Genomic DNA, 5,995 nt, shown 5'->3' with positions numbered 1-5,995 from the left:
GGCAGCAGCTCAGCATATTCGCTGTGCACTTGACCTGATGTTCTACTTTTTGTCCGGGTCAAAGCCTTCAAAGACGATCTGGTCAGCATAGCGGTCGGCATTAGCGCGCTGTTCCTGGGTTCGAACCGTCCACGTCATGATCGGCAACTTGAAAAAGGACCGCATCAGGCTTGGGCCGGCTTTCGGCAAATCGTTGACACCGTATGAAATGAAATTGGGCCTGGTGCGTGGCGCGTGAAGGATATGACGCAGGATGAACCGGTCCACACGGCCATAGCGCGAGTAATCTGGTCCGGGTTCTGCACCATCAGCCACAATTCCCCTTAGAACGGAGGAATTGTGGTTCCTGGCATGGGAGAGCATGTCCGGGTCGAAGGTTTTGATACAGGCAGCGCCTTTGTACGAGGCAACCTGATCGGTGACATGGCGAACGAAGTCTCCTTGGGCATCCCGGCGCATCAGTGACTTGATCTCGATGACAAGCGGAACCTTGCCCTCGACCAGATCAAACAAGTCCTTGAGCAGCCAAAGCTTGTCTGTGCCCGTTTTCATATGAACTTGAACGAGGTCTTTCGACGGGTGTTCGATGACTTTGCCCATTCCTTCCGCCAGACGATCGAGTGTGTAGTCGTGAAAAACGAGCGCCTCGCCGTCGCTGGTCTCTTGAACGTCGACTTCGATAGCAAAATTCTTGTCGATCGCCTTTTGAATGGCTGTCGGTGTGTTTTCGATGACGCCGTTATCGGCATCGTGAAAGCCGCGATGTGCAATCGGCCGGGAAAAAATGGATTGGAGCTCAGGGGTCATGAATTGGACTTGGGTCAGAAACAGGTAGCGGCACCCCGAAACAAGGTGCCGCAACAAGGGAATTAATCTTCGATTTCAAAAATGGCTTCGATTTCAACCGCAGCGCCGAACGGTAGTGATGCCGCACTGACGGCGGAGCGGGCATGACGCCCTTTGTCGCCCATGGCTTCCACCAGGAAGTCGGAAGCGCCGTTAATCACCTGCGGTTGGTCGCCGAAGTCGCCGGTGGAGTTCACGAAGCCGACAATTTTGACGAGCCGGCTTACCTTTTCAAGATTGCCCGTGGCTGCCTTTGCCTGTGCAAGAAGGTTGATAGCGCAAAGCTTGGCTGCAGCCTTTCCCGCATCGATATCCAGCTCGCCACCCAGTTTTCCGGTTATCTGTATTTTGCCATCCTGCATTGGCAGTTGGCCTGAAACAAACAAGGGGACATAATTCGCCGCAGGTGCGGCAGCTTCCGGCAACGTGATGCCCAGGTCATTGAGACGGGCTTCGATAGTTGTGCTCATTAGGTTTCTCCGCACTTGAGAATTGGGCTTTGAACGCGTGCACGCACAGGCAAGGGTCTTGAGGGTGTCTTGGCGCAAATAATGAAAGCTGACAAGGCAATTTTTGGCCGCTCAGGGGTTTTGAAACTGTAACAGTCAGCGAATTGGGCATCTGCCCATGGTCCTGCAGGAATTTTCTGTGTAGTAAGCTTCGCTGTCTGATGAATTACAGGCAGGTTGTTTATTCGCTATGGCGAAAACTGCATATAGTCGCATAATGATAAGCGAGGGGACGACATATTTGTCACCCCAGCGAGTAAGAGGTTTTTGATGCTGTGCATTTCCAAGCCCTTGTCTTTGACAGGTTCCATAGCAGCGCTGGCCTGGGCAGTTGGCCTGGTTCCCGGTGCCGCAGCGATTGCCGGAACCGTGGGCGTTGCAGCAGGACATAAACTCGTACCGCACCGGGCGGTCTACGACATGAAGCTCGGTGAAACGGACGAGCAGTCCGGAATTGCGGGCCTGAATGGCCGAATGGTTTATGATTTTTCCGGCAGTGCCTGCGAGGGCTACAGTGTAAATTTTCGATTTGTAACCGAATTCCAGAATGCTGACGGTGGTCTGCAGATAACCGATCTTCAGACCACCTCATTCGAGGAACCGGAGGCGGAGAGCTATCAGTTCCTTTCCAAAACCTTCGTAGATCGAGAATTGGTCGAAGCAACGCGAGGAACTGCCCGGCTCGACGCCGATCGCAGGACCGTCGAATTGAAGGAACCGTCTGAAAAATCGCTCGATATTGGTCGCGAGGTTCTTTTTCCCACCGAACATCTTCTCGCAATAATGCAAGCTGCTGAAGAGGGAGTGCCCTTTGTCGCAGCCGACATCTATGACGGTGCAGAAACTGGAGAAAAGGTCTATTCCACGACGACGGTGATTGGTGCCAAGGCTGTCAATTCCGTTCAAGACGATGCAGAAGTTGCAAACGCAGCACCTGATGCTCCCTTGGAGGGGATGAATTATTGGCCCGTGACGGTGGCCTATTTCGATCCAGACGAGGAGACCGCTTCAGGCGAACTCATGCCGGTCTATCAGTTGTCTTTCTGGCTCTATCAGAACGGCATCAGCGGTCACCTGAAACTCGATTACGGAGACTTCACGATTCAAGGCAAGATGGCTGCGCTTGAGCTTTATGACGAAGACGATTGCTCCAAGCCCTAAGGTTGGCAATGGTGTCAGGATTTCTTTGAATCTGCTGCTGCTTTTGCCGCATGCGTAAGGCCGAGCTCCACTGCCGAATTGCCGAATTTGCTTCTGAGTTTGTCAACCGCAAGTTCGGCATTCTTGCGTCGTTCGGCTGACACGTCGACAAGGTCTTGCGGATCGGCCCTGTCGGCGGTTTCCAGATCGCTCACTCCGATACCGATCAACCGAAAGCGCCGGCCATCGGCCTCGATCTCAAGCAACGCTTCTCCGGCTGCGTAAATTCGGTCGGCAAGCTGGGTCGGATCGGAAAGATGCCGCGCCCTTGTGATCGTCTTGAAATCGGCAGTCTTCAGCTTCAGGGTGATACCGCTCCCGGCTATTTCAGCCTTCTTCAGTCTTGCAGACACTTTTTCTGAAAGATCCCGCAGAATCGGGCGAAGCGTTTCGAAGCTTGAGATATCCGTTCTGAAGGTTGTTTCCGTTGAAACGCTTTTTGCACCGCGCGATGGTATAACGTTGCGCGTATCATCTCCGTTGGAAAGCTGCGCCAGACGCAACCCAATCGATCCGTAGCGGCGGGCAAGGTCTGCTGCCTCCATCGTTTGCAGCTGACCAATGGTTCGGATGCCGTCCTTCTCCAACTTTGCCTGAAATACCTTGCCGACGCCCCAGATGCGACCGACGGGCATCGCGGCCAGAACCGTTTTAGCCTCGGCCGCCCCAATCACGGAAAATCCGCGCGGTTTTTCAAGATCGGACGCGAGTTTTGCCAGAAACTTGTTGGGTGCCAGGCCAACGGATGCGGAAATGCCGATATCGGTTTCGATATCGCGGACAAATTTGCCGAGAGTTTCCGCTGGCGTTGCCTGATGAAGGCGTTCGGTCCCGGTCAGATCCAGAAAAGCCTCGTCAATGGAAAGCGGTTCGACCAGTGGCGTTAACGCGCGCATGCGTTCCCGGATCTCCTTGCCGACCTTGGAATACTTTTCCATGTTCGGCCTGACGACGACCGCGTCCGGACAGGCTTCAAGCGCCTTGAACATCGGCATGGCGGACCGGACACCGTATATCCGCGCAATGTAACAGCAGGTTGAAACAACGCCGCGCTGACCTCCTCCGACAATTACCGGGACATCCAGCAGTTCCGGATTGTCCCGTTTTTCGATGGATGCGTAAAACGCGTCGCAGTCGATATGGGCGATCTCCAGCATGTCGAGCTCCGGATGGCTGACAACGCGTGGGCTGCCACAAGCCGGGCACCGGCTCTTCGTTGCCGGTGTCCGGGCGCCACAATCCCGGCAAAGGCCTTTTTGGTGCACAGGTGTCTGGGTCACGGCAACTGGTCACTGGGTTCGGAGGAACGCATGTGCACTAGAGGATAGCGCCGATGAAGCGTGCCGTCTCGTCCCAATCTCCGGTCAGAAGATCAATGTGACCTGTCTGCTCTGTTGTTTTGAGAAAGCGCGGATCTGCAATGAACTGGACCTGCACGGCTGCGGGATAGGAAGCCTGCACGGACGCGTGGTTGCCCGGACTGTCATCTATGAAGACAACCGGTGTCGTTCGTCCTGAGGCGAGGGCCGCAACTGCTCCACCTTTGGGACCCGAATTGATGACGACAGGAAAGGGGATACCCAGGCCTGACAACAACTGCTCGCGAATGGGTTTGTTGTGAACGCCCGGAAGATTTGTCAGAAGGACAATGTCCCAGTCCCGTGCAAGGTGTTCCAAGGCCGAGTTTGCCCCCGGCACCATCTCTTGACGATGACAGATCTCCTCAAAAAACATGAGGAGATGTTTGCGAACTTCATCTGCCGGAACAAGCGTTCCGTCTTTCCTGCCGCCGATATTGCCCGTCAGTCTGTATTCGTATTTCAAGAACATCAGGTCGCGGGCATGAAGATAATCCTCCAGGTGCAGGATCATATGCAAAATGACTTCGTCGACATCGCATATGATCAGTGGCCTGTCGGAACTTGGCAGGCTTCGGATCTGTGCAAGAACCTCCGGTAGAACGGGTGTTGGCTCAGGCATCCTCGTCAAGTCCTCCTGCAAGCGCGAAGCGCGCGGCCGCCATCATGGTTGGCCGGATACCCGCGTTTTCACAAAAGGCAAGCAGCAGCGGTTCGTCCATCATGTAGAATTCAAGCACACCCGCCAGAAATCCGGGTTCACCTGCCGCGGTGCGAATCATTTCTGGTCCGATACCGGAAAATGCAAGAAACCGGCCGATTTGTTCTGGCTCCCGGCTGAGCTGCAGAAGGGCTTCTGTAGCAATTCCTTGAGCTTCTTCAACGGATAATGACTTTCCCTGCATATTTTTCATTGTGTTTTTTTGCCTTTCTGAAACGATTCCGGGTTAGAACAAATTCAACGCGCGCCGGGGAGGGGTTCAACCGCCGACAACAATACGTGCGCTAGGGAAGATGGAACCGGCAGAATGCCGGGTGAAGGGCCGGACATTATGGCAAAATCCGTGTTGATTGTAGAAGACAACGAGCTGAACATGAAGTTGTTCCATGATCTGCTCGAAGCACACGGTTATAACACCTTGCAAACCCGTACGGGAATAGAGGCCTTGCAGCTTGCGCGCGAGCATCACCCGGATTTGATCCTCATGGACATTCAGCTTCCTGAAGTTTCGGGACTGGAAGTGACAAAGTGGATCAAGGAAGATGAGGAAATCGCTTCGATACCGGTCATCGCGGTCACAGCGTTTGCCATGAAGGGCGATGAGGAACGTATTCGTCAAGGCGGATGTGAGGCCTATATCTCCAAGCCGATTTCGGTTGCGAAGTTCCTGGAAACGGTCCGGGCTTATCTCGGCGAAGCCTGATTACCAATCGATTGAAGAACTGCGCCAGCTAAAGATTAAGGCAAGATCTAGTGCAATCGCAAGATGTCGACACGAAGCCTTGATTACGAAACAAGTTGCGAGTTCAGAGCTTCTAGTTCATATTAAGGTTACAGATTTACTAAAATTTCGGTGTTTCTGTGCATATTTTTTGGAATATATTGCAATCGGGTTACAATAGGGTAGGGTGACCGCTGATTAGGGTAATTCCTGATCCCCTCATGAGTGAGGTGTATGTGTCCTAACGAAGGATAGGCAAGAAAGTTTCCCCTCGGAGTGCTCAGGTCCGCCGCATCTCCTGGGTCCGTGGGGCAGGTCGGCAGGGAACCGGCCGATGAGTGGCCTCCTCGAATGCCGTGTTCCCGCCGACCACAATTTTCCGCAAAATTCCGCACGTTCTAAGCGTTGACCGCCGATAGGGAAATGTGAGCGAAACAACAAAAAACCCGCCGAATACGGCGGGTTTTTGCTGTTTTATAAGGTCAGCAAGATTACTTGATCTTGGCTTCCTTGAACTCGACGTGCTTTTTGGCAACCGGGTCGTATTTCCGCTTGACCATTTTCTCGGTCATGGTGCGGGAGTTCTTCTTGGTGACATAGAAGAAACCGGTGTCCGCCGTGGAGAGGAGCTTGATTTTAA

The 5,995-nt window shown here is 53.6% G+C and carries 8 protein-coding genes; 2 read left to right on the top strand and 6 right to left on the bottom strand.

Features of this window, described 5'->3' with window-relative positions; genetic code table 11:
- Positions 1-42: 42 nt before the first annotated feature.
- Both K5905_RS25475 and K5905_RS25470 read right to left on the bottom strand, forming a co-directional pair.
- Entirely contained in the window at positions 43-807 is a 765-nt protein-coding gene (locus tag K5905_RS25475; protein WP_297589374.1) for a glycerophosphodiester phosphodiesterase family protein, read from the bottom strand.
- Positions 808-869: 62 nt separating this feature from the next.
- On the bottom strand, positions 870-1,316 hold the full coding sequence (locus K5905_RS25470) for a RidA family protein (protein WP_297589371.1): 447 nt from the start codon (positions 1,314-1,316) through the stop codon (positions 870-872).
- Positions 1,317-1,625: 309 nt separating this feature from the next.
- Between K5905_RS25470 and K5905_RS25465 the strand changes: the two genes are divergently transcribed.
- Positions 1,626-2,516: a cell envelope integrity EipB family protein gene (locus tag K5905_RS25465; protein ID WP_297589368.1), complete on the top strand. Its 891-nt coding sequence runs from the start codon at positions 1,626-1,628 to the stop codon at positions 2,514-2,516.
- A gap of 14 nt (positions 2,517-2,530) precedes the next feature.
- Here K5905_RS25465 and K5905_RS25460 read toward each other — a convergent pair whose 3' ends face one another.
- From K5905_RS25460 to K5905_RS25450, 3 genes are read right to left on the bottom strand one after another with little or no spacing between them, the layout of a single operon-like run.
- Positions 2,531-3,835 (bottom strand): DNA polymerase IV, encoded by a 1,305-nt coding sequence (locus tag K5905_RS25460; RefSeq protein WP_297589365.1) that lies wholly within the window; start codon positions 3,833-3,835, stop codon positions 2,531-2,533.
- A 37-nt stretch (positions 3,836-3,872) separates the two neighbouring features.
- Positions 3,873-4,535 (bottom strand): hypothetical protein, encoded by a 663-nt coding sequence (locus K5905_RS25455; RefSeq protein ID WP_297589363.1) that lies wholly within the window; start codon positions 4,533-4,535, stop codon positions 3,873-3,875.
- Complete coding sequence (locus tag K5905_RS25450) at positions 4,528-4,827, bottom strand: DUF3572 domain-containing protein (RefSeq protein WP_297589360.1); 300 nt, start codon at positions 4,825-4,827, stop codon at positions 4,528-4,530. The genes K5905_RS25455 and K5905_RS25450 overlap by 8 nt, the downstream gene beginning before the upstream one ends.
- Positions 4,828-4,965: 138 nt before the next feature.
- Between K5905_RS25450 and K5905_RS25445 the strand changes: the two genes are divergently transcribed.
- Positions 4,966-5,337, top strand: a complete 372-nt coding sequence (locus K5905_RS25445; RefSeq protein ID WP_297589380.1) for a response regulator — start codon at positions 4,966-4,968, stop codon at positions 5,335-5,337.
- 509 nt (positions 5,338-5,846) lie between these two features.
- Here K5905_RS25445 and rpmG read toward each other — a convergent pair.
- The coding region (gene rpmG / locus K5905_RS25440; RefSeq protein WP_297589377.1) for a 50S ribosomal protein L33 at positions 5,847-5,995 on the bottom strand (149 nt) is incomplete at its 5' end.

It is taken from the genome of Roseibium sp., assembly GCF_025698965.1.
Classification (GTDB): Bacteria; Pseudomonadota; Alphaproteobacteria; order Rhizobiales; family Stappiaceae; genus Roseibium.
Note: the sequence above shows the minus strand (reverse complement) of the source record. Positions and strands in the feature narration are given on the sequence as shown.

What these genes read in the sequence shown, in the direction of transcription:
- K5905_RS25475 (WP_297589374.1), bottom strand. Translation starts at nt 807, where the DNA reads ATGACCCCTGAGCTCCAATCCATTTTTTCCCGGCCGATTGCACATCGC.
- K5905_RS25470 (WP_297589371.1), bottom strand. Translation starts at nt 1,316, where the DNA reads ATGAGCACAACTATCGAAGCCCGTCTCAATGACCTGGGCATCACGTTG.
- K5905_RS25465 (WP_297589368.1), top strand. Translation starts at nt 1,626, where the DNA reads ATGCTGTGCATTTCCAAGCCCTTGTCTTTGACAGGTTCCATAGCAGCG.
- K5905_RS25455 (WP_297589363.1), bottom strand. Translation starts at nt 4,535, where the DNA reads ATGCCTGAGCCAACACCCGTTCTACCGGAGGTTCTTGCACAGATCCGA.
- K5905_RS25450 (WP_297589360.1), bottom strand. Translation starts at nt 4,827, where the DNA reads ATGAAAAATATGCAGGGAAAGTCATTATCCGTTGAAGAAGCTCAAGGA.
- K5905_RS25445 (WP_297589380.1), top strand. Translation starts at nt 4,966, where the DNA reads ATGGCAAAATCCGTGTTGATTGTAGAAGACAACGAGCTGAACATGAAG.